Source organism: Mycobacterium sp. MAC_080597_8934 (genome assembly GCF_000523975.1).
Taxonomy (GTDB): Bacteria; Actinomycetota; Actinomycetes; order Mycobacteriales; family Mycobacteriaceae; genus Mycobacterium; species Mycobacterium avium.
This window is the reverse complement of record NZ_JAOS01000029.1, coordinates 100,837-124,980: the sequence shown is the minus strand read 5'-3', so window position 1 is coordinate 124,980 and position 24,144 is coordinate 100,837. Positions and strand designations below refer to the sequence as shown.

Genomic DNA, 24,144 nt, shown 5'->3' with positions numbered 1-24,144 from the left:
GCGGTAAGGGATTAAATCGCCGGGCCCAGCAGGTCGTCGGCGTCGCGGATGATGTAGCCGTAGCCCTGCTCGGCCAGGAAGCGCTGCCGGTGCGCGGCGTATTCGGCGTCCAGGCTGTCGCGCGCCACCACCGAATAGAAGACGGCGCCGCCGCCGTCGGACTTGGGCCGCAGCAGCCGGCCCAGCCGCTGCGCCTCCTCCTGGCGTGACCCGAAGGTGCCGGAAACCTGCACCGCCACAGCGGCTTCCGGCAGGTCGATGGAGAAGTTGGCGACCTTGGACACCACCAGGGTGTTCACCTCGCCGCGGCGGAAGGCGTCGAAGAGCTCTTCGCGGTCCTTGGTCCGGGTGGATCCCTGGATCACCGGGGCACCCAGCTGCTCACCGAGCTCGTCGAGCTGATCGAGGTACGCGCCGATCACCAGGGTCTGTTCCCCCGGATGCTTGTCCAGGATCGATTTCACCACAGCGATTTTCGTGTGCACCGTCGAGCACAGCCGGTAGCGCTCCTCGGGTTCGGCGGTGGCGTACATCATCCGCTCGTTGTCGGTCATGGTGACCCGCACCTCGACGCATTCGGCCGGCGCGATCCAGCCCTGCGCCTCGATGTCCTTCCACGGCGCGTCGTAACGCTTCGGCCCGATCAGGGAGAACACGTCGCCCTCCCGGCCGTCCTCGCGGACCAGGGTGGCGGTCAGCCCCAGGCGCCGCTTGGACTGCAGATCGGCAGTCATCCGGAACACCGGCGCCGGCAGCAGGTGCACCTCGTCGTAGATGATCAGGCCCCAGTCGCGGCTGTCGAACAGCTCCAGATGCCGGTACTCGCCCTTGGTGCGGCGGGTGATCATCTGGTAGGTCGAGATGGTGACCGGGCGAATCTCCTTGCGCTCGCCCGAGTATTCGCCGATCTCGTCCTCGGTCAGCGAGGTGCGGGTCACCAGCTCGCGCTTCCATTGCCGCGCCGCGACGATGTTGGTCACCAGGATCAGCGTCGTCGCGCCGGCTTTGGCCATCGCCGCCGCCCCCACCAGCGTCTTGCCGGCGCCGCAGGGCAGCACCACCACCCCGGAGCCGCCGGACCAGAACGAGTCGGCGGCCATCTGCTGGTAGTCGCGCAGCTGCCAGCCGTCCTCGGTCAGGCTGATCGGATGCGCCTCGCCGTCGACGTAGCCCGCGAGATCCTCTGCGGGCCAACCGATTTTGAGCAGCATCTGCTTGACGCGGCCGCGTTCGCTGGGGTGCACGACGACGGTGTCGTCGTCGATGCGGGCGCCGAGCATCGGGGCGATCTTCTTGTTGCGCAGCACCTCCTCGAGCACCGCGCGGTCCAGGCTCACCAGGGTCAGGCCGTGCGCGGGGTTCTTCACCAGCTGCAGCCGGCCGTAGCGGGCCATGGTGTCGACGATGTCGACCAGCAGCGGCTGGGGCACCGCGTAGCGGGAGAAGCTGACCAGCGCGTCGACCACCTGTTCGGCGTCGTGGCCGGCGGCCCGCGCGTTCCACAGCGCCAGCGGGGTGATCCGGTAGGTGTGCACGTGCTCGGGTGCGCGTTCCAGCTCGGCGAACGGCGCGATGGCGGCCCGCGCCGCACCGGCGAGTTCGTGGTCCACCTCGAGCAGCACCGTCTTGTCCGACTGCACGATCAACGGTCCGTCAGACATGTTCGGCGCCGCTCCTCCTCATCGTTGGCTCTGCTTGTCATTATCGGCCGGTGGCCGACACCACCGACGTGATGCGGTGGATGGCGAAGTCGCGCAGCCGTCCGGACGCGGAATCGAAGGCCACCAGCTGGCCGCCCCGGACGCTGATCGGCGACACCACCCGCTGGGTGGCCACGCCCGCCGCGTCTAGATAACCGATCACCAGGGTGTCTTGTTCCTTGGCGGCGCGCTGCAGCAGGGTCATGGTCAACGCCGGGTCGACGCGGACGTTGCCGAACGGTGCGGCGGTGACCCGGCGCAGCACCGCGACCACCGCGTGCAGGCTCTCGGTGTTGGGCCGGCGCACGGGCCGGTAGGCCCGGCGCTGCTGCGGCGTGGCCACCCGGGCGCCGCGCGGACGCACGTCGACGATGGCGCCGGTGGAGTCCTCGGCCGCCGGGGCGAAGCCGGCGGCCCGCAACGCCGCGAGCACCTCGCCGATGGGCGCCGGCGACACCGCGACGGTGGGGGCCAGGGTGCGCAGCGCCACGTCCTCGGTCGCGGGGGCCGCCACCGCCTGGGCCAGCAGCGCCGGGTCCTCGCAGCGCACGAACGAGGCCGCCATGCCGATCCGCAGCTGCCCGTGCCGGCGCGCGACGTCGTCGATGAGGTAGGTAAGCCCTTGGGGCACCGGTGTTTTCGAATGGTCGGCGAAGAAGGCGTGCATCCAGTCGCGGGTCTTGCCGATGTCGAGGGCATGCCGGATCGACTGCTCGCTGACCCGGTAGACCATTGCCGCGCCGGCCGATTCGACGGTGGCCACGGTGGCGAGTTCCTCGGCCAGATCCCGCTGCAGCGGCCCGGGCACGACGACGGTCAGATCCGCCTGCACCAGGAAGTGGTCGACCGGCTTGGGCAGCGCCCGGGCCATCGCGTCGATCGCGGCCTGGGGGTCGGCGTCCTCCTCCAGCAGCGCCCGGGCGGGGGTGCTGATCGCCCCGCGCCCGACCAGGCCCAGGGCGTGGGCTTCGCGGAGCAGGTCCGCGACGGGTTCGGGCTGCAACCGCTTGGCCCAGCGGGGCCGTCGCCAGATCAGCGCCGCCGACGCCGAGGTCGCGTCCACGCCGGCGCCGGGCGGCAGCTCGGACAGCATGCCGAGCAGCAGCCGCCGGTCCAGCGGGGCGGCCGTGGAGTACAGGGCGTCGGTGAGCGCCCCGTAGGGTTTGCCGTCCGGCCCGCGACCGCCGATCAGGGCCGGCCGGCCGGGCAGGTCTAGCCAGCTGCCAGCCAGCAGCTGCCAGCGCTCGGCGGTCGACAGCGCGGCGAAGCGGTCGGCGGCCGTCGTCGGCGCCCAGTACGGCGCCTCGCCGGTGGCAGGTTCGGGGTCGGGCATGCCGCTGGCGATCAGCCCGGCCGCGGCCGCCACTTCCAGGATCAGGCCCAGCCGTTGCTCGTCGATGCCGGTCGTCTTGCTGAGCCGCTTGACCTCACGAACCCCGAGCCCGCCGCTGCGCAGCTCGGAAACCGGTGCCGCGGACAGTGTTTCCAGCAGCACGTCGAGCTCGCGCAGCAGGTCGATGACCGCGCCGGCGGCCGCCGCGTCGGCGTCCTCGGCCGTCGTGGTCGACACCACCGGGTCGGGCGCACTCAGTTGCAGGGGGCCGGGCTGCTCGCCGCGCAGCACCTGCCCCACGTGGCGGGGCAGGATCACCGTCTCGGCGTCGAGGCGCCGCAGCAACCCCATGGCCAGCAGCTGGGGCACCGGCCGGTCGGCGGGTGCGCCCGGCGCGGCATCGCGGGTGCGGCCCATCGGGGAGCCCTCGAGAAGTTTCTCCAGCACGTCGAGCTGCGCCGGGTCGAGGTCATCGATCAGCGCCGCGATCTGCTCGGCGCTGCGCGACGAGTCCTCGAGGATGACCTGGCCCGGATGCCACGGCATGCCGCTGCCCGCGTCCGCGGCGACCTGCAGCGCGCCGTCGCCCCACACCAGGACGCGCTGCCGCAGGTCGTCGAGCGCGTCGAGGATCTCGGTTTCGGCGGCGCGCTCGCCGATCAGCGCCAGCAGCTTGGCGGTGGGCACCGGCTGGACGTCGGCCTGCAACACCAGCAGCGCGTCGAGCACCGCCAGCCGCAGGAAATCGAGGTCGTCGGTGGCGGCCTTGATCGACTGGCGGGCCTGGGCTCGCGCGGCCAGTGCGGCGATGCTGCCGGGCGGCGGCTGGGCCAGGTCCGGCCGCAATTCCAGCAGTCGGATCAGCCGCTCGTCGGACAACTCGGCCAGCCACGACCCCAGCGGGATGTCCGGGGTGTTGTCGGTCATTGCTGACCAGCGTAAAGCAGGTGACGGGTGGCCAGCAGACCTCCGCGAGCGCCAGGCCGAGACCCGTTGGGAACCCCGAACCTGCGGTCTTGCGGCGACGTTGCCAGGCCACCTGTCAGAATGGAACCCGTGGCTGACATTGCTGAGGGCAAAGCACGCAAGAACAGGTATGTCGACAACGGCTGGCCGACCACCGACCCCGACGACCACGCGGTCAGTGAACTCGTGACCGACCGGACCGGCGCGCTGTCGCCGTTCGGCGAGCTGGTGTTCCCGCTGCCCGCCACCGAGCTGCCCTACCTGCACCCGGTCACCGTCGTCAATCGGTAGGTCGCCGGATGGCCAGGGCCCCTGAGGCCTCGACAGCCTCGGCGACCCGGGCGTCGGGAGAACCCCGCTCGGGTGCCCTGTCACACCTGGACGAGCGGGGGGCCGCGCACATGGTCGACGTCAGCGGGAAGGCGCCCAGCAAGCGCACCGCCGTCGCCGCCGGGGTGCTGCGCACCTCGGCGGCGACGGCGGTGCTGATCTCGACCGGCGGGCTGCCCAAGGGTGACGCGCTGGCCACCGCCCGGGTGGCGGGCATCCAGGCCGCCAAGCGCACCAGCGACCTGATCCCGCTGTGCCATCAGCTGGCGCTCACCGGGGTCGACGTCGACTTCGCCGTGGGCGAGTCGGACATCGAGATCACCGCGACGGTGACCAGCACCGACCGCACCGGCGTGGAGATGGAGGCGCTGACCGCGGTCAGCGTGGCGGGCCTGACGCTCTACGACATGATCAAAGCGGTCGACCCGGCCGCGCGCATCGACGACGTTCGAGTGCTCCGCAAGGAAGGCGGCAAAACCGGAATGTGGACACGGTCATGACCACCCGATCGGCCCGCGTCATCATCGCCTCCACGCGTGCGTCGTCCGGAGAGTACGAGGACCGCTGCGGGCCGATCATCACCGAATGGCTTGCCCAGCAAGGCTTTTCGTCGGCGCAGCCGGAGGTGGTCGCCGATGGGTCGCCGGTCGGTGAGGCGCTGCGCAAGGCCATCGACGACGACGTCGACGTCATCCTCACCTCCGGCGGCACCGGCATCGCGCCCACCGACAGCACCCCGGATCAGACCGTGGCCGTCGTCGACTACCTGATTCCCGGCCTGGCCGAAGCGATCCGCCAATCGGGTCTGCCGAAGGTGCCGACGTCGGTGTTGTCCCGCGGTGTGTGCGGGGTGGCCGGGCAGACCCTGATCGTCAACCTGCCGGGTTCGCCGGGCGGGGTGCGCGACGGCCTGGGCGTGCTCGCCGGTGTGCTCGACCACGCCCTCGACCAGCTCGCCGGTAAAGATCACCCGCGATGACGCTCGTCGTCCGCGCCGTCGTGACCGAGCACCCGATCGTGCTGGCCGAGCACGAGGAACTGGTCGGCCATCAGTCGGCCGGGGCGGTCGTCGGGTTCGTCGGGATGATCCGCGACCACGACGGCGGGCGGCGGGTGGTTCGGCTGGAGTACTCCGCGCATCCGAGCGCCGGCGAGGTCATGGCCGAGGTGGTGGCCGAGGTGGCGCAGCGGTCCAGCGGGGTGCGGGCCGTCGCCGCCAGCCATCGGATCGGTGTGCTCAGCATCGGCGAGGCGGCGCTGGTGGCCGCCGTGGCCGCCGACCACCGGCAGGCCGCATTCGACACCTGCGCACAGCTGGTGGACACCGTCAAGGCGCGATTGCCGGTGTGGAAGCACCAGTTCTTCGCCGACGGCACCGACGAATGGGTGGGCTCGGCCTGAGACCTGGATGCGCCGTGCCCAACACGCCCCGACAGGAGGGTTTTCGGGGCGTGTGGGGAATCCCGGTGGGGTTAGCGCGTCAGGCGCTGGGTGCGGGCTGCACCAGGGCGTCGAGCGCGTCGTTGCCCTGAACGTCTTGGGCGCGAATCGCTTCCCACAGACGCTGGGTGTAACCGGCTTCCGAGACGTGGTCGGGCATGCCGGCCGGCACGAAACCGTGGAAGTCGCCGTCCGGGGCCGGTGCGTCCGCCGGCGGTGCGGGTGGTGTGGCGTCGGCCGGGGGCGCGGGCGGCAGGTCGGCGGGCGCGGGCGGTAGGTCGGCGGGAGCCGGCGGCGGTGCGTCGGGCGCCGGCGCGTCCGGAGGTGCCGCCGGTCGAAGGAGGCGAGCTGCACCGGGCCGGCGGGGCGCGTCCGCGGCGGGCCTGCGGACGCCGTTGACACCGGGTGCGTCCAGACCGGCCGGGGCGGGTACGTCGCGCGGGGTCGGGCCGGACAGCGGCCCCCCGCACACCGGCCACGCGCCGCGGCCCTGGGTGGCCAGCACCCGCTCGGCGACCGCGATCTGTTGCTCCCGGGTGGCCAGCTCGGCCGACGGCGCGTACTCGCCGCCGCCGTGCGCGGCCCAGGTGCTCGCGCTGAACTGCACACCGCCGTGGTAGCCGTTGCCGGTGTTGATGCCCCAGTTGCCGCCGGACTCGCAGCGGGCTACCTGATCCCATTCGCCGTCGGTGGCCGCGGCCGCCTGGCCGGCCATGGCGATGGCGCCGCCACCAAGCACTGCGCCGGTAACGGCGATCTTGGCGACGCTGACACTGGAAGTGGTGGGCTTACGGTGACGTCCACTCATACGCGCCGATGTATTCCTCTCTCGTCACGCGCCTGCGAGGTCAGCTGTCGGGTTCGGGTTGGAGAGGCCACCCGGCCGGCGTGGTCGTCGAAGCGACGACGTCGGCTTCACCCCTAGGAGCCGCGGGCGGCTCCAGTCCGATCACGGTGGACCGGTGGGTCCCCCGTCTCCATCCATGTGGTTCGGTTGCCCCCGCCTATTGGATGGAGCTCGGCGCGATAGGGAGGGGAGGTCCGCCAATCGGGATGGCTGGCGAGCCTTCGGAGACGTTAACGGTTTCTGTTGGTCTCGTCACGTCTGGCGAAACCCGGCGTTTCCCTCGCAGCCATCTGCGAAAACCGCAGGAACACAAAGCGTTTGCGCAGCTCAGAACGGGCGAGACCGGCGCGTGATCGCGCCGTTATCATTCCGTGACGTGAGATATTTCACAGTTTCAGCCGCCGGAGAACGGCGGCAAAACGTCGATCGTGTCACCGGACCGCAACGACTGGGTCTCGTCGCGGACCGCGATCCCGTCACACAGGTAGGAGCAGCGGCTCAACACCTCGGCCAGGCGGGATCCGCGCACCGCGAGCCGCTCGACCAGCTCGCCCACCGTGGTGCCGGGCCGCACCACCACCGTCTCCGACTCGGCGCCCGCCGCCGCCCGGGCGGCCGCGAAGTAGCGCACCGTCACCGAGATGCCGTTGGCCTGGACCGGGGCGCGTCCCATCGGGCTAGCCACCGATCGCGCTCATCGGGCGGTCGGGCTGGATGAAGTTCGGGTCGTTGATGCCGTGACCGGCGGGCTTGGCCCACATCGCGGCGCGCCACGCCGCCTCGACGGCGTCGTCGGCTGCGCCGCCGCGCAGCAGCCCGCGCAGGTCCGTCTCCCGCGTCGAGAACAGGCAGCTGCGGATCTGCCCGTCGGCCGTCAACCGGGTGCGGTCGCAGGTCGAGCAGAACGCGTGCGAGACCGACGCGATGACACCGAATTTCCCGCCGGGCGTTCCCGGGCCGGTGTCGACCAGCCACAGCTGGGCCGGAGCCGATCCGCGCGGTGCGGGGTCGGGACGCAGCCGAAAATGCTTGCGCAGCACCGCCAGCACCGCGTCGGCACTCAGCGCGGCGTCCCGCCGCCATTGGTGCCCCGCGTCCAGCGGCATCTGTTCGATGACGCGCAGCTGGTAGCCGTATTCGAGGCAGTACCGCAACAACTGCACGACGTCCTCGCGTCCGGTGGCGGGGTCGAGCACCGCGTTCACCTTCACCGGCGTCAGACCCGCTTCTTTGGCGGCGGCCAAGCCGGCCAGCACGTCGGCGAGCCGGTCGCGGCGGGTGATGGCCGCAAAATGTTCCCGGTCCACGCTGTCCAGCGAGATGTTGACGCGGTCCAGTCCGGCGCGGGCCAGCCCGGCGGCCCGGCGGGCCAGTCCCACGCCATTGGTGGTCAGCGAGATCTCCGGGCGGGGCCGCAGTGCGGCCGCCGCGGCCACCGCCTCTTCGAGATGGCGGGCCAACAGCGGCTCGCCGCCGGTGAACCGCACGCTGGTGACCCCCAACCGGGTGACCGCGATGCGCATCAGCCTGGTCAGCTCGTCGGAGGTCAGCAGCTGTTCGCCGGGCAGCCAGTCGAGGCCCTCGGCGGGCATGCAGTAACTGCACCGCAGGTTGCAGCGATCGGTCAGCGAGATCCGCAGATCGGTGGCGACGCGCCCATAGGTGTCGCGCAGCGGGCCGCTCGACGGCGCCGGCGCGGCAAGCGCGCCGTCGGCGGCCGGGCCGTCGAAGCGGCTCGGCATGGTCGGCAGACCCAGCGCGGTCAGCGTCATGCGGCCACCGGCGGAGCGTGCGGAACCGGTGAGCCGACCGGGACGATCTGCTTGCCCAGCGGCATCAGCGACACCGGAATCAGTTTCAGGTTGGCCAGTGCGAGCGGGATGCCGACGATCGTCAGCGCCATCGCGGCCGCGCTGAGGATATGGCCAATCGCCAGCCACACGCCGAACAGCACCACCCAGATGACGTTTCCGATCAGGGCGCCGGAGCCGGCAGTCGGCTTGTCGACGATGGTGCGGCCGAACGGCCACAGCGCGTAGGACGCGATGCGCAGCGACGCGAAGCCGAACGGGATGGTGATGATGAGCAGGAAGCAGACGAGCGCCGCCGCCAGGTATCCGACGGCCATCCACAGCCCGCCGAACACCAGCCAGATGACATTGAGAATCAGGCGCATATCTCCTCCGCGGTATTACCAAGCGTACCGAGTGACGAATAACGGGGGTGCTCGCGAGGCGCGCACCCGAGTAGGATCAGACTCTTAATACGGCGTCCTGCGCAGGCGGGACGCTTATTGTGTTGCCTATTTCATTGATTCGTCAGACAAGCAGGTGAGACCAGTGCCGACCGGCAAGGTTAAGTGGTACGACGCTGACAAGGGCTTCGGCTTCCTGTCCCAGGAGGACGGCGAAGACGTGTACGTCCGCTCGTCGGCGTTGCCCGCTGGCGTCGAGGGGCTCAAAGCGGGCCAGCGCGTGGAATTCGGCATCGCCTCCGGCCGCCGCGGACCGCAAGCGTTGAGCCTCAAGCTGATTGAGCCGCCGCCGAGCCTGACCAAGGCGCGGCGCGAGGGGCCTGCCGAACACAAGCACAGCCCCGACGAGCTGCACGGCATGGTCGAGGACATGATCACGCTGCTGGAAAGCACCGTCCAACCCGAGCTGCGCAAGGGCCGCTACCCCGACCGCAAGACCGCGCGCCGGGTCTCCGAGGTGGTCAGGGCGGTGGCCCGCGAGCTGGACGCCTGACACATCGTTTGTCAGCGCCTGTTTGCAGTTGACCGTGGTGGCGGGCCGCGCACGGGGTACTCACACCCCATTGACGGCCGGCGAGCAGGGAGGCTGCGATGGCACAGCAAACGCAGGTCACCGAGGAGCAGGCGAGAGCGCTCGCCGAGGAGTCGCGCGAGACCGGTTGGGACAAACCGTCCTTCGCGAAGGAACTGTTTTTGGGTCGCTTTCCGTTGGAGCTGATCCACCCGTTCCCCCAACCCTCGGACGCCGACGAGGCCCGCACCCGCGCGTTCCTCGACCAGTTGCGGAAATTTCTGGACACGGTCGACGGCAGCGTGATCGAACGCGACGCCGAAATTCCCGCCGAGTATGTGCGGGGCCTGGCCGACCTGGGTTGTTTCGGCATGAAAATTCCGTCCGAATTCGGCGGGCTGAACATGTCCCAGGTCGCCTACAACCGGGCGCTGATGATGATTTCGTCGGTTCATCCCAGCCTCGGCGCGTTGCTTTCGGCGCATCAGTCGATCGGAGTGCCCGAGCCGCTCAAGCTCGCCGGGACGCCCGAGCAGAAGCGTAAATTCCTGCCGCGCTGCGCCGCGGGGGCCATCTCGGCGTTCCTGCTCACCGAACCGGACGTGGGCTCCGACCCGGCGCGGCTGGCGTCGACGGCCACCCCGGTCGACGACGGCAAGGCCTACGAACTCAACGGCGTGAAACTGTGGACCACCAACGGTGTGGTCGCCGAGCTGCTGGTGGTGATGGCGCGGGTGCCCAAGTCCGAGGGACACCGCGGCGGGATCAGCGCCTTCGTGGTGGAGGCCGATTCCCCGGGCATCACCGTGGAGCGGCGCAACAAGTTCATGGGGTTGCGCGGCATCGAGAACGGCGTGACCCGGCTGCACCGGGTTCGGGTGCCCAGCGAGAATCTGGTCGGCCGCGAGGGTGACGGCCTGAAGATCGCGCTGACCACCCTCAACGCCGGGCGGCTGTCGATTCCCGCGAGCGCCACCGGGTCGGCGAAGTGGGCGCTCAAGATCGCGCGCGAATGGTCCGGCGAGCGGGTGCAGTGGGGCAAGCCGCTGGCCGAGCACGAGGCGGTGGCCCGCAAGCTGTCGTTCATCGCCGCGACCGTCTACGCGCTGGACGCGGTGCTGGAGCTGTCCGCCCAGATGGCCGACGAAGGACGCAACGACATCCGGATCGAGGCGGCCCTGGCCAAGTTGTGGTCCAGCGAGATGGCCTGTGTCATCGCCGACGAGGTGATGCAGATCCGCGGCGGGCGGGGCTATGAGACCGCCGAGTCGTTGGCCGCGCGCGGCGAACGGGCGGTAGCCGTCGAGCAGGTGCTGCGCGATCTGCGGATCAACCGCATCTTCGAGGGCGCCAGTGAGATCATGCGGCTGCTCATCGCCCGCGAGGCGGTCGACGCGCACCTCGCCGCGGCGGGTGACCTGGCCAAGCCGGACGCCGGTCTGCGGGAGAAGGCCGCCGCCGCGGTCGGGGCGAGCGGGTTCTACGCAAAGTGGTTGCCGCAGCTGGTTTTCGGTGAAGGTCAGCGTCCGCGGGCCTACCACGAGTTCGGGGCGTTGGCCCGCCACCTGCGGTTCATCGAACGATCCAGCCGCAAGCTGGCGCGCAACACCTTCTACGGCATGGCCCGCTGGCAAGCCAAGCTCGAGCAGCGGCAGGGCTTTCTCGGGCGGGTGGTCGACATCGGCGCCGAGCTGTTCGCGATGTCGGCGGCCTGCGTGCGCGCCGAGGCGCAACGCAACGCCGATCCGGTGCTCGGTCAGCAGGCCTACGAGCTGGCCGAGGCGTTCTGCGCGCAGGCGACCCTGCGGGTGGAAGCGCTGTTCCAGGCGTTGTGGGACAACACCGACACCGGTGATGTCGCGCTGACCCGCAACCTGCAGCGAGGCCGCTACACCTGGCTCGAGGACGGCATCATCGACCAGTCGGAAGGCTCCGGGCCGTGGATCGCCCATTGGGAAGAGGGCCCGTCGACCGAGGTCAATCTGGCGCGGCGGTTTCTGACGATCTGATTCGCGTCGCTCGGGTGGACATCGGGCGTTCGGGCAGTATTGGAGGTATGGCCAGCTACGTCGCCGGGTCGGGGGAGTTCACCCGCGACACCGACTACATCACCACCCGCATCACCGCCGACGGCCGCGACGGCTACCCGGTCGAGCCCGGCCGCTATCGGCTGGTCGTGGCGCGCGCCTGCCCGTGGGCCAACCGGGCGATCATCGTGCGCCGGCTGCTGGGCCTGGAAAGCGTTCTGTCCATTGGCTTTTGCGGCCCCACCCACGACGAGCGCAGCTGGACGTTCGATCTCGATCCCGGCGGCGTCGACCCGGTCCTCAAGATTCCCCGGCTGCAGGACGCCTACTTCAAGCGGTTCCCCGGCTACCCCAAGGGCATCACGGTGCCCGCCATCGTGGACGTCGGGACCGGGGCGGTGGTGACCAACGACTTCGCGCAGATGACGCTGGATCTGTCGACGGAGTGGACCGCATACCACCGCGACGGTGCGCCCGAGCTGTACCCCGAGCGGCTGCGCGCCGAGATCGATGAGGTGAACAAGCGGGTGTACACCGAAATCAACAACGGTGTGTACCGGTGCGGCTTCGCCGGTTCGCAGCAGGCCTACGAGGCGGCCTACGACCGGCTGTTCACCGCGCTGGACTGGGTGAGCGATCGGCTGGCCGATCGGCGATACCTGGTGGGCGACACCATCACCGAGGCCGACGTGCGGCTGTTCACCACCCTGGCCCGGTTCGACGCCGTCTACCACGGCCACTTCAAATGCAACCGCAGCAAGCTGAGCGAGATGCCGGTGTTGTGGGCCTATGCCCGGGACCTGTTCCAGACGCCGGGCTTCGGCGACACCGTCGACTTCGTCCAGATCAAGCAGCACTACTACATCGTCCACTCCGACATCAACCCCACCGGGATCGTGCCGAAGGGGCCCGACCTCGCCGGCTGGCTGACACCGCATGGGCGAGAAGCGTTGGGCGGCAGGCCGTTCGGCGACGGCACGCCGCCGGGCCCGCCGGTCGAAGCGGAGCGGGTGCCCGCCGGCCACGGCGCCTAGGGGCGACTCTTGCCGCCGAACGTCGACTTGTTGGGCGAAATCGGCTGGGTTGTGCCCAACAAGTCCACGTTGGGCGATCGAAGCGGGCACCCCGATGCGCGCAGGGCGTTGCGGGTGCGCGACAGGATGTCGTACGGGCGGTATCGCAGCATGTCGGCGCTCACCCGGACGATCGTCCAACCACGCGCCTCGAGTTCGGCCAACCGGTCGATGTCGCGGGTCCGCTGCGCGGGGTCCGTCCAATGCTGGGCGCCGTCGAATTCCACGCCGACCTTCCATTCCTCCCATCCCATGTCGATGCGCGCCAGCACCGCGCCCCATTCCTTGCGTACTTCGATCTGGGTTTGTGGGGGACACGGTGCCGGTGGGCACCGACACGTCCCGCCGAACGTCGAGTTGTGGCGGGAAACCGCGGCGTGTCGGCGCAACAACTCGACGTTGGACGCCAGAAGGGCTAAAAGGTCAGGCGCACAGACCATTCCGCGTGCGGGACGTCGCGCACCTCGCCTGCGGGGTCCATCGCCAACGTCAGCAGCTGCACCACGATCCCGGCCAGCCGCCCGCGATGCGGGTCGACCGACGGGATGGTCACCGCGAACCGGGTGCCCGGGCGGTAGATGGTGCTGGTCGTGTTGCTGGGATCCTCGTACACCTGCAGCAGCCGCCAGGGGGCGCGCGCGATGGCGTCGGGCACCGAGAGCTGAATCGGGTAGCGCTCGCTGACCGGCAATTCGCCCTGGCTCTGCGGTGTCTCGCAGTCTTCGAGGTTGAGAACGTTGCAGTACAGGTAGGGCCCGACCCGGGTCAGGTGGCCGTGCGAGTACGCGCTGATCTCGGGGCGTTGCGGGCCGCCGCGGCCGACCAGCAGCCAGGTGCCGACGCCGGCCCCGGCGCAGAGCACGATCATCAGGCAGGCGAGCAGCACGGCCACGCCCCGCCGGGTCTTGGGCTTCACTCGGCGACCACCGCCGGGCTGCCGACGCCGCGGCGGGCGCCCTCCTGCTCGACCATGATGGGTCTGTTACCTCCCAGGCCGGGAATCAGCGAGTTGCCGCGGAAGCTGACCAGCGTCTGCGCCAAGCCCAGGATGAGCAGGGCGGTGACCGCGGTGAACCCGACCCACAATTCGGTGTACACCAGCACGCCCAGCGCGCCGCCGAGGACCCAGGCCAACTGCAGCGTGGACTCCGAGCGGCCGAACCCCGAGGCGCGGGATTCCTCGGGCAGGTCGTCCTGCAGCGCCGCGTCCAGGGAGGCCTTCGCGATGGCGCTGGCCCCCGACGTGACCAGGGTGGCGATCACGGCCAGCATCAGGTTGCCGGCCACCGAGGCGGCCAGCGCGACGGCGGTGACCGCCACCGTGCAGCGCACCACCAGCACGGCGGGCCGGCCCAGTTTGAGTCGCGCGCTGGTGAAGTTGCCGACGAAGTTGCCGACGCCGGCCGCGGCGCCGATCATCCCGAGCATGGCGAGCTGGGCCCAGCCGTTGGCCTGATGCGCCTTGGCCACGAACGCGGGATACAGGAACAGAAAGCCGACCATCACCTTGATGGTGCAATTTCCCCACAGCGAGGTGATGATGTTGCGGCCCAACGGTTGTCGCAGCGTGGCGGTGGCCTTTTTGGGGACGTTCTTGACTTCCTCGGGCCAGCGTCGGCGCAGCGGCTCGCTGTCGCGGCGGTAGCTCAGGGTGGCGGGCACCTCGCCCGCGGTCACCTCGACCCAGCGCGGGATCCGCATGGACAGCGACGCCCCCGCCACGGTGACGGCCACGACGACGAACAGGGCGCCGGGCAGCTTGAACAGATGGGTGCAGACGAATTCCACACCTCCGGCGATGGCGCCGCCGACGATGGTGCCGCCCAGCAGACCGAACATGGTCAGCCGCGAGTTGACCCGCACCAGGTCGATGCTCGGCGGCATCACCCGGGGCGTCACCGCGCTGCGCAGCACGGAGAACGATTTCGACAACACCATCATGGCCAGCGCGCACGGATACAGCACCATCGACGGGTAACTGCCGCTGGCGCCGTCGTAGTTAATGATCAGCACCGCCGCCAAGGCGGTCCGCAGGACGAACGAGGCGGCCAACGCGACGCGGCGGCCGTGCTGCAGCCGATCCAGCGCCGGACCGATGAGCGGGGCGATCACCGCGAACGGCGCGATGGTGATCAACAGATACAGCGCCACCCGGCCCTTGCTCTCCCCGGTCGCCGCGGCGAAGAACAACGTGTTCGCCAACGCCACGGCCATCGCGGCGTCCACCGCGAAGTTGGCCACCACCGGCCAGGTCAGCGCCGTCAGGCCGGACTTGTCGGCGCCGTCGGCGGTCGCGGCGCGCTGCACCATCCAGTACATCCGCGAACCCATCTCGCGGCTGCGCAGCGCCGCGGCGCGGGTGACGGTGATCCGCTCGCCGGCGACCGGTCCCCGCGGCGGGGCGCCGGCGCCGCGGTCCGGCTGCGGCTGGTGGCCCAGCGGCGGTAGATAGCGGTTGGCGCTGGGCATCGGCGGCGGGCGGCGCGTCCGGCGGTCGCCGGTGTCGCCGGCCGGGTAATTGGCCGCGCCGGGATGGGGTGCGGCAGCGTTGTTGCCGGGCCGGCGGCCCGGCTTGGCGGCCACCCGGCCCGGATCGCCTTGCCGCCGTCCAGACACGCCCCGATTCTCCCCTATGCCGACTCCGAGCGTCTGCAGGTAACGGGGCGTGGCTCGTCAACCTAGTATTGGAACCGCGATGCAGACACAAGACAGCGTGACCACACCTCTCGAGGAGTCCTCGATGGCGACCGCGGGCGAGTGGCCCGAAGGGTTGGCGGCGGTGCTCACCGGCGCTGCCGACCAGGCCAGGGCCGCCGTCGTGGAGTTCAGCGGGGCGGAGACGGTCGGCGACTATCTGGGCGTCGGCTACGAAGACCCGTACGCCGCCACGCACCGGTTCCTGGCGCACCTGCCCGGCTACCAGGGCTGGCAGTGGGCGGTCGTGGTGGCCGCCTATCCCGGCGCCGACCACGCCACCATCAGCGAAGTGGTGTTGGTGCCGGGCCCGACGGCATTGCTGGCGCCGGAGTGGGTGCCGTGGGAACAGCGGGTGCGGCCCGGCGATCTCAGCCCGGGCGACCTGCTGGCTCCCGCCGCCAACGACCCGCGGCTGGTGCCCGGCTACACCGCCAGCGGCGACCCGCAGGTCGACGAGACCGCCGCCGAGATCGGGCTGGGCCGGCGCTGGGTGATGAGCGCCGAGGGCCGCGCCGAGGCCGCCGAACGCTGGCACACCGGCGCATACGGCCCCGACTCGCCGATGGCCCGATCGACCAAGCGGGTGTGCCGCGACTGCGGGTTCTTCCTGCCGCTGTCGGGATCCCTGGGCAGGATGTTCGGGGTGTGCGGCAACGAGCTGTCGGCCGACGGGCACGTCGTCGACATGCACTACGGCTGCGGCGCGCACTCGGACACCCCCGCCCCGGCGGGCACCGGCTCGCCCGCCTACGAGCCCTACGACGACGGCCTGCTCGACGTGACGCAGACACCGGTCGAGCCGACGCCGCCGCCCGAGACGTCGCAAGCCGAGCCCGAGATGCAAGTCGAGCCGGAGACGCAAGCCGAGCCGGAGCCCGAGACCGAGACGCCGGACTAGCGCCGGTCCGTGTTCTCGGCGGCGGCCTTGATGCGCGCCAACGAGGCGTTCATGCCGTCGAGCAATTCGCGTTCGAAGTTGTCGGTGCCGCCGAGGAACGCCTTGACCGACAGGTTGGAGAACGCGGTGACGCCGTTCTCGGCGTGCCGGCTCTCGATCAGCCGGGTGCCGGTGTCGGTGGGTTCGAGCTCGTAGCTCCAGATCGTGTTGTTGGTGTCCACCCGGAACGCGAGTTTGCGGTCGGGGATGATCTCCACCACCGTGCAGGTGGTCGGCCAGAACAACCGGTTGCGCCGATTGAGGTTGATGGTGCGGGTGCCCTGACGCACCGGGCCCAGCGGTTTCATCCACCGGCACTGCGGGCTCCACTGCGGCATGCGGCGCAGATCGGAAACCAATTCCCACACCGTGGCAACCGGGGCGTCGATGTCGATCTGCGCTCGCAACAGCGGGGCTACCATCGCTCCTCCAACGGGTCGGCGAACTAGTCGTGCTCGAGAAAATTCTCCAGGCCGGTTTGGGCGCCGCGGGCACCGCGCCGGGCGGCGCCCAACTGCAGCAGAAAGATGCTGGTGCCCAGCAGGCCCACGCCCAGGCCGGCCAGTGTCACCGGGCGCCAGCAGTGCAGGCCCGGCACCAGGAAGGCGGCGCCCACCGCGGCCAGCCAACCCAGCGCACCGACCGCGATGAACGGCCACACCCGCAGCAGCGCCGCCGGCAGCGGCGGCGCGGTGCGGTTCGGGCCGGATTCGGTGGACATCGCGATTAACATAACCCGCCGCCGCCGCTCGTCGGTGGCGGCCCGGTTGCGCCCGACGGGCGATCGAAAACCGCTGAGCGCAGCGGGATACGCGGGCGGGTAAGCGTTTCGATGAAACGGCGGGCGGTTCGGCCGGGGGCGTCAACACCCGTCGTTCACCGGTTCGTGTCCCGGTTTCTCAGGCTTGCGTGTAACCTCGCGCCATGCCTGACAGCGATGCCCGGCTGGCCAGCGACCTGTCACTGGCTGTCATGCGGCTGGCCCGCCAACTGCGATTCCGCAACCCCTCGTCGCCGGTGTCGCTGTCCCAACTGTCGGCGCTGGCGATGCTGGCCAACGAGGGCCCGATGACGCCCGGGGCGCTGGCGGTCCGCGAACGCGTCCGGCCCCCGTCGATGACCCGGGTGATCGCCTCGCTGGCCGAGATGGGCCTGGTGGACCGCACCCCGCATCCCGTCGACGGCCGGCAGGTGCTGGTCTCGGTCTCCGAGGCCGGGGCCGAATTGGTCAAGGCCAACCGGCGCGCCCGTCAGGAGTGGTTGGCCAAGCGGCTGTCCACGCTGGACGACGACGAGCGCGAAACCCTGCGCCACGCGGCCGATCTGATGCTGGCCCTGGTCGACGAAGGCCCGTGAACACCGATGCGCTGGACGTTCGCGACGTTGACGACCCCGACGACCCGAGGCTCGACGACTTCCGCGACCTGAACAGTGTCGATCGGCGTCCCGATCTGCCGTCGGGCAAGGGGCTGGTGATCGCCGAAGGCGTGCTGGTGGTGCAGCGCATGCTGGCGTCCCGGTTCCGCCCGCACGCCCTGCTGGGGACCGAGCGCCGGCTCGCCGAGCTGCGCGACGACCTGGCCGGCGTCCCGGTGCCGTACTACCGAACGTCGGCCGACGTGATGGCGCGGGTGGTCGGCTTTCACCTCAACCGCGGGGTGCTGGCGGCCGCCCGGCGGGTGCCGGAGCCCGGCGTCGCCGAGCTGCTGGCCGGCAGCCGCACCGTCGCGGTGCTCGAGGGGGTCAACGATCACGAGAACCTGGGCGCGATCTTCCGCAACGCGGCGGGGCTGGGCGTCGACGCGGTGATCTTCGGCAGCGGCTGCGCCGACCCGTTGTACCGCCGCGCCGTCCGGGTGTCGATGGGTCATGCGCTGCTGGTGCCGTACGCCCGCGCAACCGACTGGCCCGCCGAGCTGAAGACGTTGAAGGAGAAGGGGTTTCGGCTGCTGGCGATGACGCCGCAGGGTTCCGCGTGCGGCTTGGCCGAGGCGATGACGGCGGCTCGCGACGACCGCGTGGCGGTGTTGGTGGGTGCCGAGGGCCCGGGGCTGACGCCGGCCGCGCTGCGGTTGAGCGATGTGCGGGTGCGCATCCCGATGTCGCGGGGCACCGACTCGCTCAACGTCGCGACGGCGGCCGCGCTGGCGTTCTACGAGCGGTCTCGCCCGGCGGAGGTGCACCGCGCGGCGGCCGGAGGCGGAGATGGACAGTCGGGCTAGGCTGCGGCTGATGAAGGACGAGACCGTGCCCTGGGCAACGGGTTTGACGGTGACCGCGTTTGTCGCGGCGGTCACCGGCGTCGCGATCGTGGTGCTCAGCCTGGGTCTGGTCCGGGTGCATCCGCTACTGGCCGTCGGCCTGAATATCGTGGCCGCCGGGGGACTGGCGCCGACGTTGTGGGGGTGGCGGCGCACCCCGGTGCTGCGCTGGTTCGTGCTGGGCGCCGGGGTCGGCGTGACCGGCGCGTGGCTGGTGCTGCTGGTGCTGGCGGTCGCGGGTTAGCGCTGACCGCCGGAGCGCACACCGAGCAGCACGTCTTCCCAGGCCGGGATGACCGGCTTGCCGCGGCGGGTGTGCACCGGCTTTTCCTCCGGTTCGGCGGGTTCGGCGGCCGGCGCTTCGGCGGTAGGCGGCTTGGCCGGTTCGTCGAAGTCGACGTGGGCGACCCGGGCCAGCGGCCGCAGCGGCAGCTCGAAGTTGGGATCGATCAGGGCGGTGGCCGCGTCGTCGATGGCGGTGACGGTGCCGCCGTGGGCGCCGGGGGTGAAGCAGAAGTGCGCGACGTTGTCCGAGCGGCCGACCTTCCAGGCCAGCTGCACCGTCCAGCGGTTGTCTTCGTTGCGCCACGCGTCCCAGCTGAGTTTGTCGTGGCGCAGCCCCCGGGTCACGAAGGCCGCGGTGACCGTCTCCAGCAGGGTCAGCACCGCCGGACCGTCCGCCAGCATCGGATGTGCGGCGGTTGCCAGCTCGGCGGCCCGGTAGCGCTCCAGCAGCACCGGGTGGGCGAACCGGCGCACCCGTGACACGTCCGAGCCCGATGCCGCCGCGACCTGCTCCACCGAGGCGCCGGCGCGGATCTTGGCCTGAATTTCTTTGGGGCTCAACATGTTCGTCACTTCGATCTCGAGCTGCGGCTGCTCGGGAGGCTCGGCTTCGTGGCGCAACACGGCCCGCAGGTGGTCGTCGGCGGGCAGCTTGAACTGCTCTGCGGGGTCATCACTTTCGCAGATCAAATATTTGCTGTCGGCATCGAGCCCAACCACTTTGAGTTCCCGCATGGCTATCTCCTCGCAGGCTCCGTGCAGCTCAGCGACGGACCCGTCAGGTGCGCACTTTAGTCCAGCAACCGCCCGTCACCTGTGCTGACACGCTGGGTGGTTGCGGGCTGATTGCTGTCCGGTTACAGCCGCTCGACGACCCAGTCCACACACTGGGTCAGGGCGCTGACATCGTCGGGGTCGACCGCCGGGAACATCCCCACCCGCAACTGGTTGCGGCCCAGTTTGCGGTACGGCTCGGTGTCGACGACGCCGTTGGCGCGCAGGATCTTCGCCACGGCCGCGGCGTCGACGTCGTCGACGAAGTCGATGGTGCCCACCACCTGCGAGCGCAGCTTCGGGTCGGCGACGAACGGCGTGGTGTAGTCCCGCTCCTCGGCCCAGGAGTACAGCCGCCCGGCCGAGTCGGCGGTGCGCTTGACGGCCCAGTCCAGCCCGCCGTTGCCCAGCATCCAGTCGACCTGCTCGGCCATCAACGCCAGGGTGCCGATCGCCGGGGTGTTGTAGGTCTGGTCCTTCAGGCTGTTCTCCACCGCGATGGGCAGCGACAAGAAGTCGGGAACCCAGCGGCCGGACGCGGCGATGGACTCGACGCGGGCCAGCGCGGCCGGGCTCATGAGCGCCAGCCACAGCCCGCCGTCGCCGGCGAAGTTCTTCTGCGGCGAGAAGTAATAGGCGTCGGTCTCGCCGATGTCGACCGGCAGGCCGCCGGCGCCGGACGTGGCGTCGATGGCGACCAACGCGTCACCGGAATCGGCGGGGCGGCGGACCGGGACCGCGACGCCCGTCGACGTCTCGTTGTGCGCCCAGGCGATCAGGTCCACCGACGGATCGCTCTGCGGTTCGGGTGCGCTGCCCGCGTCCGACTTGATGACGACGGGATCGCCGACGAAGGGGTTCTTGGCGACCGCGGCGGCGAACTTGGAGCTGAATTCGCCGTAGGACAGGTGCAGCGAGCGCTTGTCGATCAAGCCGAAGGCCGCGGCGTCCCAGAACGCGGTCGCGCCGCCGTTGCCCAGGATGACCTGGTAGCCGTCGGGCAGCGAAAACAGCTCGGCAAGCCCCGAGCGGAGCCGGCCGACCAGATTCTTCACCGGCGCCTGCCGGTGCGAGGTTCCGAACAGCGGCGCCGCGGTCGTGCTCAGCGCCTGCAGCTGCTCGGGCCGGACCTTGGACGGGCCGCACCCGAAGCGGCCGTCGCGGGGTTTGATGTCAGCGGGGATCTGGAGCTGGTCAGCCATGCTCATCAGGGTAGTGAGCCGACGCGGCGGGCCGGCGGGGCGGGCCGCCCGGCGGCGCGGCCGGGCGGGGCAAAACGCCTGTTCGGGCTGGTGCGAGGGTTTCGCCGGCTGTGATCCAGGGCATACCTTCAGAATGACCACTGGTCAGGTCACAGTGCCCGGGAGGGGTCTAGGAAATATCCGGTACCTCCGGTACTGTCTGGACATAGCACGTCCAAATGTAAACCTCGTTGAGGAGGCCTGGATATGGCTAGGACGCGGATGGTCCGGCGTTGGCGCCGCAACATGGAGGTGCGCGACGACACCGACTACGTGAACATGCTTGCCACACTGTCCGAGGGGTCGGTGCGGCGAAACTTCAACCCGTACACCGACATCGACTGGGATTCACCGGAATTCGCGGTCACCGAGGACGATCCGCGGTGGATTCTGCCGGCGACCGACCCGCTGGGCCGCCACCCCTGGTACCTGGCGCAGCCGGAAGACCGCAAGATCAAGATCGGCATGTGGCGGCAGGCCAACGTGGCCAAGGTGGGGCTGCACTTCGAGTCCATCCTGATCCGCGGCCTGATGAACTACACCTTCTGGGTGCCCAACGGGTCGCCGGAATACCGGTACTGCCTGCACGAGTCGGTCGAAGAGTGCAACCACACGATGATGTTCCAGGAGATGGTCAACCGCGTCGGCGCCGACGTCCCGGGCATGCCGCGGCTGCTCAAGTGGATCTCGCCGCTGATCCCGCTGGTGGCCGGCCCGTTGCCGGTGGCCTTCTTCATCGGGGTGCTCGCCGGTGAGGAGCCGATCGACCACACCCAGAAAAACGTTCTGCGAGAAGGCAAGTCGTTGCACCCCATCATGGAGCGGGTGATGGCCATTCACGTGGCCGAGGAAGCCCGGCACATCTCGTTCGCGCACGAGTTCCTGCGTAAGCGGTTGCCGCACTTGACCAAGCGGCAGCGGTTCTGGGTTTCGCTGTACTACCCGCTGACCATGCGGCTGTTGTGCAATGCGATCACCGTGCCGCCCAAGCAGTTCTGGCGCGAGTTCGACATCCCCCGTGAGGTCAAAAAGGAGCTCTTTTTCCGGTCTCCGGAGTCGCGGAAGTGGTTGAGCGACATGTTCGCCGACGTCCGGATGCTGGCTCACGACACCGGCCTGATGGAGAACCGCTCGGCCCGGCTGATGTGGCGGCTGTGCAAGATCAACGGCAAGCCGTCGCGCTACCGCAGTGAACCGCAGCGGCAGCACCTGGCTGCCGTGCCGGCCGCCTAACCACGGCGAGTTCCTTTATGCCGCACGTTATTACCCAGTCGTGCTGTAACGACGGGTCCTGTGTTTTCGCGTGCCCGGTGAACTGCATTCACCCCACGCCCGACGAGCCCGGCTTCGCCACCTCGGAGATGCTCTACATCGACCCGGCGGCGTGCGTGGACTGCGGCGCCTGCGTCAGCGCCTGCCCCGTCGGTGCGATCGCCCCCGACAACCGGCTGGACGACAAACAGCTGCCCTTCGTCGAGATCAACGCGTCGTTCTACCCGAAACGGCCGGCCGGCCAGAAACTGCCGCCGACGTCCAAGCTGGCGCCGGTGATCCCGGCCGTCCCGGTGCGGCCGCGCGGCCGGCCGCTGACGGTGGCCATCGTCGGATCCGGCCCGGCGGCGATGTACGCCGCCGACGAACTGCTCACCCAGGACGGCGTGCGCGTCAACGTCTTCGAGAAGCTGCCGACGCCCTATGGGCTGGTGCGCGCCGGGGTGGCGCCCGATCACCAGAACACCAAGAAGGTGACCCGGCTCTTCGATCGGGTCGCCGGTCATGACCGCTTCCGGTTCTACCTCAACGTCGAGGTCGGCAAGCATCTCAGCCACGCCGATCTGCTGGCCCATCATCACGCCGTGCTGTACGCGGTGGGGGCGCCCGACGACCGCCGGCTCGACATCGAGGGCATGGGGCTGGCGGGCAGCGGAACCGCGACCGAGCTGGTGGCGTGGATCAACGGGCATCCCGAGTTCACCGCGCTGCCAGTCGATCTGCGCCACGAGCGGGTGGTGATCATCGGCAACGGGAACGTCGCGCTCGACGTCGCCCGGGTGCTCACCGCGGACCCCGATGACCTGGCCCGTACCGATATCGCCGACCACGCGTTGGCGGCGCTGCGCGGCTCGGCGGTGCGCGAGGTGGTGATCGCCGCCCGGCGCGGGCCGGCCCAGTCGGCGTTCACGCTGCCGGAACTGATCGGGCTCACCGGCAGCCGCGAGGTGGTGCTCAGCGCGGCCGACCGCGAGCTGGTCGCCGCCGACCTGGCGAACGCCTCGGATGCCCTGACCAAGGCCAAGCTGGAGGTTTTGAGCACGCTCGGCGACGCTGCGGCGCCCAGCGAGCGTCCGAGAATCAGGCTGGCGTATCGGCTCACCCCCGACCGGATCCTCGGCGAGCAACGCGTCACCGGTGTGCAGTTCACTCTCACCGGCACCGACGAGACACGGTGCCTGCCAACGGGTTTGGTGCTGACGTCGATCGGCTACCGCGGCAAGCCGATTCGCGACCTGCCCTACGACGAGGCGGCGGCGGTGGTGCCCAACGACGGCGGCCGCGTCGTCGACCCCGCCTCGGGACGACCGGTGCCCGGCGCCTACGTCGCCGGCTGGATCAAGCGGGGACCCAGCGGGTTCATCGGCACCAACAAGTCCTGCTCGCTGCAGACCGTGCAGGCCCTGGTGGCCGATTTCAACGCCGGCGAGCTGGCCGACCCGGCGGCCAAACCCGAGGCGCTGACCGCCCTGGTGCGCGCCCGCCGGCCCGACGCGATCGACGCGGCGGGGTGGCGGGCCATCGACGCCGCCGAAATCGCGCGCGGCAGCGCGGACGGCCGACCGCGCAACAAGTTCACCGACATCGGCGACATGCTGGCCGCCGCGGCCGCCGCAGAGCCGGCGCCGCCGCCGCGACGCCGGCTCCTGGCCCGGTTGGTGCCGTCCGGGCGCGGCTAGGCCTGCCCGGCGCCCTGCTCAGCGGCCATCGCCGCCATCGCCGCCGCCATCTCCTCCGGGCTGACCTCGCGCACCGGCTGCCCCAGGGACCAGTGGTGGCCGAACGGGTCGGCGACCATGCCGTAGCGGTCGCCCCAGAACTGGTCCTCCAACGGCACCACCACGGTGGCGCCGGCATCGACCGCCCGCTGAAAGCTCGCGTCGACGTCGGGCACGGTCAGGTGGATGGTCACCGGGGTGCCGCCCAACGACGTCGGCGTCATCGACTTGCCGCCGCACACTTCCGGGAAGTCGTCGTTGAGCATCACCATGAAGCCGTTGATGCGCACTGCGGCGTGCGCCAGTTTGCCGTCGGGACGCGGCAGGCGCCCCAGCTCCTCGGCACCAAAAGCCTTGACGTAGAAGTCGATTGCCGCGGCCGCGTTGTCGACCACCAGGTGCGGGGACAGTGCGGGCTCGATGTTGATCGCCATGCTGGCACTCCTTGCTGTCGGTTCCAGACCTGCCCGGTGCGGGC

General features: G+C 70.3%; 26 protein-coding genes, 1 pseudogene and 1 riboswitch. Of the genes and pseudogenes, 13 read left to right on the top strand and 14 right to left on the bottom strand.

Annotation, left to right across the window (positions count from 1 at the left end):
• Positions 1-11 precede the first annotated feature (11 nt).
• Together NF20_RS17520 and NF20_RS17515 are read right to left on the bottom strand one after the other, a co-directional pair.
• Positions 12-1,661 carry a DNA repair helicase XPB gene (locus tag NF20_RS17520; RefSeq protein ID WP_033713136.1) on the bottom strand — a complete coding sequence of 550 codons (1,650 nt, stop codon included), beginning with the start codon at positions 1,659-1,661 and terminating at the stop codon, positions 12-14.
• Between the two features lie 40 nt (positions 1,662-1,701).
• Positions 1,702-3,960 carry a helicase-associated domain-containing protein gene (locus tag NF20_RS17515; protein ID WP_033713138.1) on the bottom strand — a complete coding sequence of 753 codons (2,259 nt, stop codon included), beginning with the start codon at positions 3,958-3,960 and terminating at the stop codon, positions 1,702-1,704.
• A 129-nt stretch (positions 3,961-4,089) separates the two neighbouring features.
• Here NF20_RS17515 and NF20_RS17510 point away from each other — a divergent pair, with 129 nt between their 5' ends.
• Genes NF20_RS17510 through NF20_RS17495 form a run of 4 tightly spaced genes read left to right on the top strand, consistent with a single transcriptional unit; the run spans position 4,090 to position 5,730 of the window.
• Positions 4,090-4,290 (top strand): hypothetical protein, encoded by a 201-nt coding sequence (locus tag NF20_RS17510; RefSeq protein WP_011723881.1) that lies wholly within the window; start codon positions 4,090-4,092, stop codon positions 4,288-4,290.
• An 8-nt stretch (positions 4,291-4,298) separates the two neighbouring features.
• Complete coding sequence (gene moaC, locus NF20_RS17505; protein WP_081759541.1) at positions 4,299-4,829, top strand: cyclic pyranopterin monophosphate synthase MoaC; 531 nt, start codon at positions 4,299-4,301, stop codon at positions 4,827-4,829.
• Complete coding sequence (locus NF20_RS17500; protein WP_011723883.1) at positions 4,826-5,308, top strand: MogA/MoaB family molybdenum cofactor biosynthesis protein; 483 nt, start codon at positions 4,826-4,828, stop codon at positions 5,306-5,308. Before moaC ends, NF20_RS17500 begins: the two co-directional genes overlap by 4 nt.
• On the top strand, positions 5,305-5,730 hold the full coding sequence (locus tag NF20_RS17495; RefSeq protein WP_033713143.1) for a molybdenum cofactor biosynthesis protein MoaE: 426 nt from the start codon (positions 5,305-5,307) through the stop codon (positions 5,728-5,730). Before NF20_RS17500 ends, NF20_RS17495 begins: the two co-directional genes overlap by 4 nt.
• A gap of 79 nt (positions 5,731-5,809) precedes the next feature.
• On the opposite strand, the gene NF20_RS17490 is transcribed toward NF20_RS17495, so the two are convergent.
• From NF20_RS17490 to NF20_RS17475, 4 genes are all read right to left on the bottom strand, one after another.
• Positions 5,810-6,577 carry a transglycosylase family protein gene (locus NF20_RS17490; RefSeq protein ID WP_033717362.1) on the bottom strand — a complete coding sequence of 256 codons (768 nt, stop codon included), beginning with the start codon at positions 6,575-6,577 and terminating at the stop codon, positions 5,810-5,812.
• A gap of 13 nt (positions 6,578-6,590) precedes the next feature.
• Positions 6,591-6,803: riboswitch (cyclic di-AMP (ydaO/yuaA leader) on the bottom strand.
• A gap of 207 nt (positions 6,804-7,010) precedes the next feature.
• Entirely contained in the window at positions 7,011-7,289 is a 279-nt protein-coding gene (locus tag NF20_RS17485; RefSeq protein WP_009975122.1) for a MoaD/ThiS family protein, read from the bottom strand.
• 4 nt (positions 7,290-7,293) lie between these two features.
• On the bottom strand, positions 7,294-8,388 hold the full coding sequence (gene moaA / locus NF20_RS17480; protein WP_009975123.1) for a GTP 3',8-cyclase MoaA: 1,095 nt from the start codon (positions 8,386-8,388) through the stop codon (positions 7,294-7,296).
• Complete coding sequence (locus tag NF20_RS17475) at positions 8,385-8,792, bottom strand: YccF domain-containing protein (RefSeq protein WP_009975124.1); 408 nt, start codon at positions 8,790-8,792, stop codon at positions 8,385-8,387. The genes moaA and NF20_RS17475 overlap by 4 nt, the downstream gene beginning before the upstream one ends.
• Before the next feature lie 163 nt (positions 8,793-8,955).
• Here NF20_RS17475 and NF20_RS17470 point away from each other — a divergent pair, with 163 nt between their 5' ends.
• From NF20_RS17470 to NF20_RS17460, 3 genes are all read left to right on the top strand, one after another.
• Entirely contained in the window at positions 8,956-9,363 is a 408-nt protein-coding gene (locus NF20_RS17470) for a cold-shock protein (RefSeq protein ID WP_003872914.1), read from the top strand.
• Positions 9,364-9,461: 98 nt separating this feature from the next.
• The gene (locus tag NF20_RS17465; protein WP_033713149.1) at positions 9,462-11,390 is read left to right on the top strand and encodes an acyl-CoA dehydrogenase family protein; all 1,929 of its coding nucleotides are present in this window, start codon (positions 9,462-9,464) and stop codon (positions 11,388-11,390) included.
• A 47-nt stretch (positions 11,391-11,437) separates the two neighbouring features.
• On the top strand, positions 11,438-12,442 hold the full coding sequence (locus NF20_RS17460; protein WP_011723887.1) for a glutathione S-transferase family protein: 1,005 nt from the start codon (positions 11,438-11,440) through the stop codon (positions 12,440-12,442).
• Here the strand turns inward: NF20_RS17460 and NF20_RS17455 are convergent.
• The 3 genes and pseudogenes from NF20_RS17455 to NF20_RS17445 all read right to left on the bottom strand — a co-directional run.
• Positions 12,439-12,792 (bottom strand): annotated as a pseudogene (locus NF20_RS17455) (endonuclease domain-containing protein); the annotation flags it as partial. The gene NF20_RS17460 and the pseudogene NF20_RS17455 sit on opposite strands and share 4 nt — an antisense overlap.
• Positions 12,793-12,896: 104 nt before the next feature.
• The gene (locus NF20_RS17450; RefSeq protein ID WP_224189102.1) at positions 12,897-13,349 is read right to left on the bottom strand and encodes a DUF2771 domain-containing protein; all 453 of its coding nucleotides are present in this window, start codon (positions 13,347-13,349) and stop codon (positions 12,897-12,899) included.
• A gap of 44 nt (positions 13,350-13,393) precedes the next feature.
• Complete coding sequence (locus NF20_RS17445) at positions 13,394-15,064, bottom strand: MFS transporter (protein ID WP_033713150.1); 1,671 nt, start codon at positions 15,062-15,064, stop codon at positions 13,394-13,396.
• Between the two features lie 130 nt (positions 15,065-15,194).
• Between NF20_RS17445 and NF20_RS17440 the strand changes: the two genes are divergently transcribed.
• Positions 15,195-16,076: a DUF3027 domain-containing protein gene (locus NF20_RS17440; protein WP_224188621.1), complete on the top strand. Its 882-nt coding sequence runs from the start codon at positions 15,195-15,197 to the stop codon at positions 16,074-16,076.
• Here NF20_RS17440 and NF20_RS17435 read toward each other — a convergent pair.
• Positions 16,073-16,537, bottom strand: coding sequence for an SRPBCC family protein (locus NF20_RS17435; protein ID WP_009975134.1), 465 nt, complete (start codon positions 16,535-16,537; stop codon positions 16,073-16,075). The two genes, NF20_RS17440 and NF20_RS17435, sit on opposite strands and share 4 nt — an antisense overlap.
• A gap of 23 nt (positions 16,538-16,560) precedes the next feature.
• Positions 16,561-16,836, bottom strand: a complete 276-nt coding sequence (locus NF20_RS17430) for a DUF2530 domain-containing protein (RefSeq protein WP_033713153.1) — start codon at positions 16,834-16,836, stop codon at positions 16,561-16,563.
• A 203-nt stretch (positions 16,837-17,039) separates the two neighbouring features.
• Between NF20_RS17430 and NF20_RS17425 the strand changes: the two genes are divergently transcribed.
• From NF20_RS17425 to NF20_RS17415, 3 genes are read left to right on the top strand one after another with little or no spacing between them, the layout of a single operon-like run.
• Positions 17,040-17,471 carry a MarR family transcriptional regulator gene (locus NF20_RS17425; RefSeq protein ID WP_009975136.1) on the top strand — a complete coding sequence of 144 codons (432 nt, stop codon included), beginning with the start codon at positions 17,040-17,042 and terminating at the stop codon, positions 17,469-17,471.
• Positions 17,468-18,337, top strand: a complete 870-nt coding sequence (locus NF20_RS17420) for a TrmH family RNA methyltransferase (RefSeq protein ID WP_033713154.1) — start codon at positions 17,468-17,470, stop codon at positions 18,335-18,337. The genes NF20_RS17425 and NF20_RS17420 overlap by 4 nt, the downstream gene beginning before the upstream one ends.
• A gap of 10 nt (positions 18,338-18,347) precedes the next feature.
• Positions 18,348-18,620, top strand: coding sequence for a DUF2537 domain-containing protein (locus NF20_RS17415; protein ID WP_003877345.1), 273 nt, complete (start codon positions 18,348-18,350; stop codon positions 18,618-18,620).
• Here NF20_RS17415 and sepH read toward each other — a convergent pair.
• A complete protein-coding gene (sepH, locus tag NF20_RS17410; protein ID WP_009975139.1) occupies positions 18,617-19,396 on the bottom strand; it encodes a septation protein SepH in 780 nt (259 codons plus the stop codon). The two genes, NF20_RS17415 and sepH, sit on opposite strands and share 4 nt — an antisense overlap.
• A gap of 122 nt (positions 19,397-19,518) precedes the next feature.
• Positions 19,519-20,643, bottom strand: a complete 1,125-nt coding sequence (gene serC / locus NF20_RS17405; protein ID WP_033713155.1) for a phosphoserine transaminase — start codon at positions 20,641-20,643, stop codon at positions 19,519-19,521.
• 240 nt (positions 20,644-20,883) lie between these two features.
• Here serC and NF20_RS17400 point away from each other — a divergent pair, with 240 nt between their 5' ends.
• Together NF20_RS17400 and NF20_RS17395 are read left to right on the top strand one after the other, a co-directional pair.
• A complete protein-coding gene (locus NF20_RS17400) occupies positions 20,884-21,909 on the top strand; it encodes an AurF N-oxygenase family protein (protein ID WP_023861848.1) in 1,026 nt (341 codons plus the stop codon).
• 17 nt (positions 21,910-21,926) lie between these two features.
• A complete protein-coding gene (locus NF20_RS17395; protein WP_033713158.1) occupies positions 21,927-23,627 on the top strand; it encodes an FAD-dependent oxidoreductase in 1,701 nt (566 codons plus the stop codon).
• Here NF20_RS17395 and NF20_RS17390 read toward each other — a convergent pair.
• On the bottom strand, positions 23,624-24,100 hold the full coding sequence (locus NF20_RS17390) for a VOC family protein (RefSeq protein WP_003872898.1): 477 nt from the start codon (positions 24,098-24,100) through the stop codon (positions 23,624-23,626). The genes NF20_RS17395 and NF20_RS17390 overlap by 4 nt on opposite strands.
• Positions 24,101-24,144: the final 44 nt, after the last annotated feature.

Bases quoted from the DNA above. Each gene is read 5' to 3' on its own strand.
- NF20_RS17520 (WP_033713136.1), bottom strand. From the start codon at position 1,661: ATGTCTGACGGACCGTTGATCGTGCAGTCGGACAAGACGGTGCTGCTC.
- NF20_RS17515 (WP_033713138.1), bottom strand. From the start codon at position 3,960: ATGACCGACAACACCCCGGACATCCCGCTGGGGTCGTGGCTGGCCGAG.
- moaC (WP_081759541.1), top strand. From the start codon at position 4,299: ATGGCCAGGGCCCCTGAGGCCTCGACAGCCTCGGCGACCCGGGCGTCG.
- NF20_RS17500 (WP_011723883.1), top strand. From the start codon at position 4,826: ATGACCACCCGATCGGCCCGCGTCATCATCGCCTCCACGCGTGCGTCG.
- NF20_RS17495 (WP_033713143.1), top strand. From the start codon at position 5,305: ATGACGCTCGTCGTCCGCGCCGTCGTGACCGAGCACCCGATCGTGCTG.
- NF20_RS17490 (WP_033717362.1), bottom strand. From the start codon at position 6,577: ATGAGTGGACGTCACCGTAAGCCCACCACTTCCAGTGTCAGCGTCGCC.
- NF20_RS17485 (WP_009975122.1), bottom strand. From the start codon at position 7,289: ATGGGACGCGCCCCGGTCCAGGCCAACGGCATCTCGGTGACGGTGCGC.
- moaA (WP_009975123.1), bottom strand. From the start codon at position 8,388: ATGACGCTGACCGCGCTGGGTCTGCCGACCATGCCGAGCCGCTTCGAC.
- NF20_RS17475 (WP_009975124.1), bottom strand. From the start codon at position 8,792: ATGCGCCTGATTCTCAATGTCATCTGGCTGGTGTTCGGCGGGCTGTGG.
- NF20_RS17465 (WP_033713149.1), top strand. From the start codon at position 9,462: ATGGCACAGCAAACGCAGGTCACCGAGGAGCAGGCGAGAGCGCTCGCC.
- NF20_RS17460 (WP_011723887.1), top strand. From the start codon at position 11,438: ATGGCCAGCTACGTCGCCGGGTCGGGGGAGTTCACCCGCGACACCGAC.
- NF20_RS17450 (WP_224189102.1), bottom strand. From the start codon at position 13,349: ATGATCGTGCTCTGCGCCGGGGCCGGCGTCGGCACCTGGCTGCTGGTC.
- NF20_RS17435 (WP_009975134.1), bottom strand. From the start codon at position 16,537: ATGGTAGCCCCGCTGTTGCGAGCGCAGATCGACATCGACGCCCCGGTT.
- NF20_RS17430 (WP_033713153.1), bottom strand. From the start codon at position 16,836: ATGTCCACCGAATCCGGCCCGAACCGCACCGCGCCGCCGCTGCCGGCG.
- NF20_RS17425 (WP_009975136.1), top strand. From the start codon at position 17,040: ATGCCTGACAGCGATGCCCGGCTGGCCAGCGACCTGTCACTGGCTGTC.
- NF20_RS17415 (WP_003877345.1), top strand. From the start codon at position 18,348: ATGAAGGACGAGACCGTGCCCTGGGCAACGGGTTTGACGGTGACCGCG.
- sepH (WP_009975139.1), bottom strand. From the start codon at position 19,396: ATGCGGGAACTCAAAGTGGTTGGGCTCGATGCCGACAGCAAATATTTG.
- serC (WP_033713155.1), bottom strand. From the start codon at position 20,643: ATGAGCATGGCTGACCAGCTCCAGATCCCCGCTGACATCAAACCCCGC.
- NF20_RS17400 (WP_023861848.1), top strand. From the start codon at position 20,884: ATGGCTAGGACGCGGATGGTCCGGCGTTGGCGCCGCAACATGGAGGTG.
- NF20_RS17395 (WP_033713158.1), top strand. From the start codon at position 21,927: ATGCCGCACGTTATTACCCAGTCGTGCTGTAACGACGGGTCCTGTGTT.
- NF20_RS17390 (WP_003872898.1), bottom strand. From the start codon at position 24,100: ATGGCGATCAACATCGAGCCCGCACTGTCCCCGCACCTGGTGGTCGAC.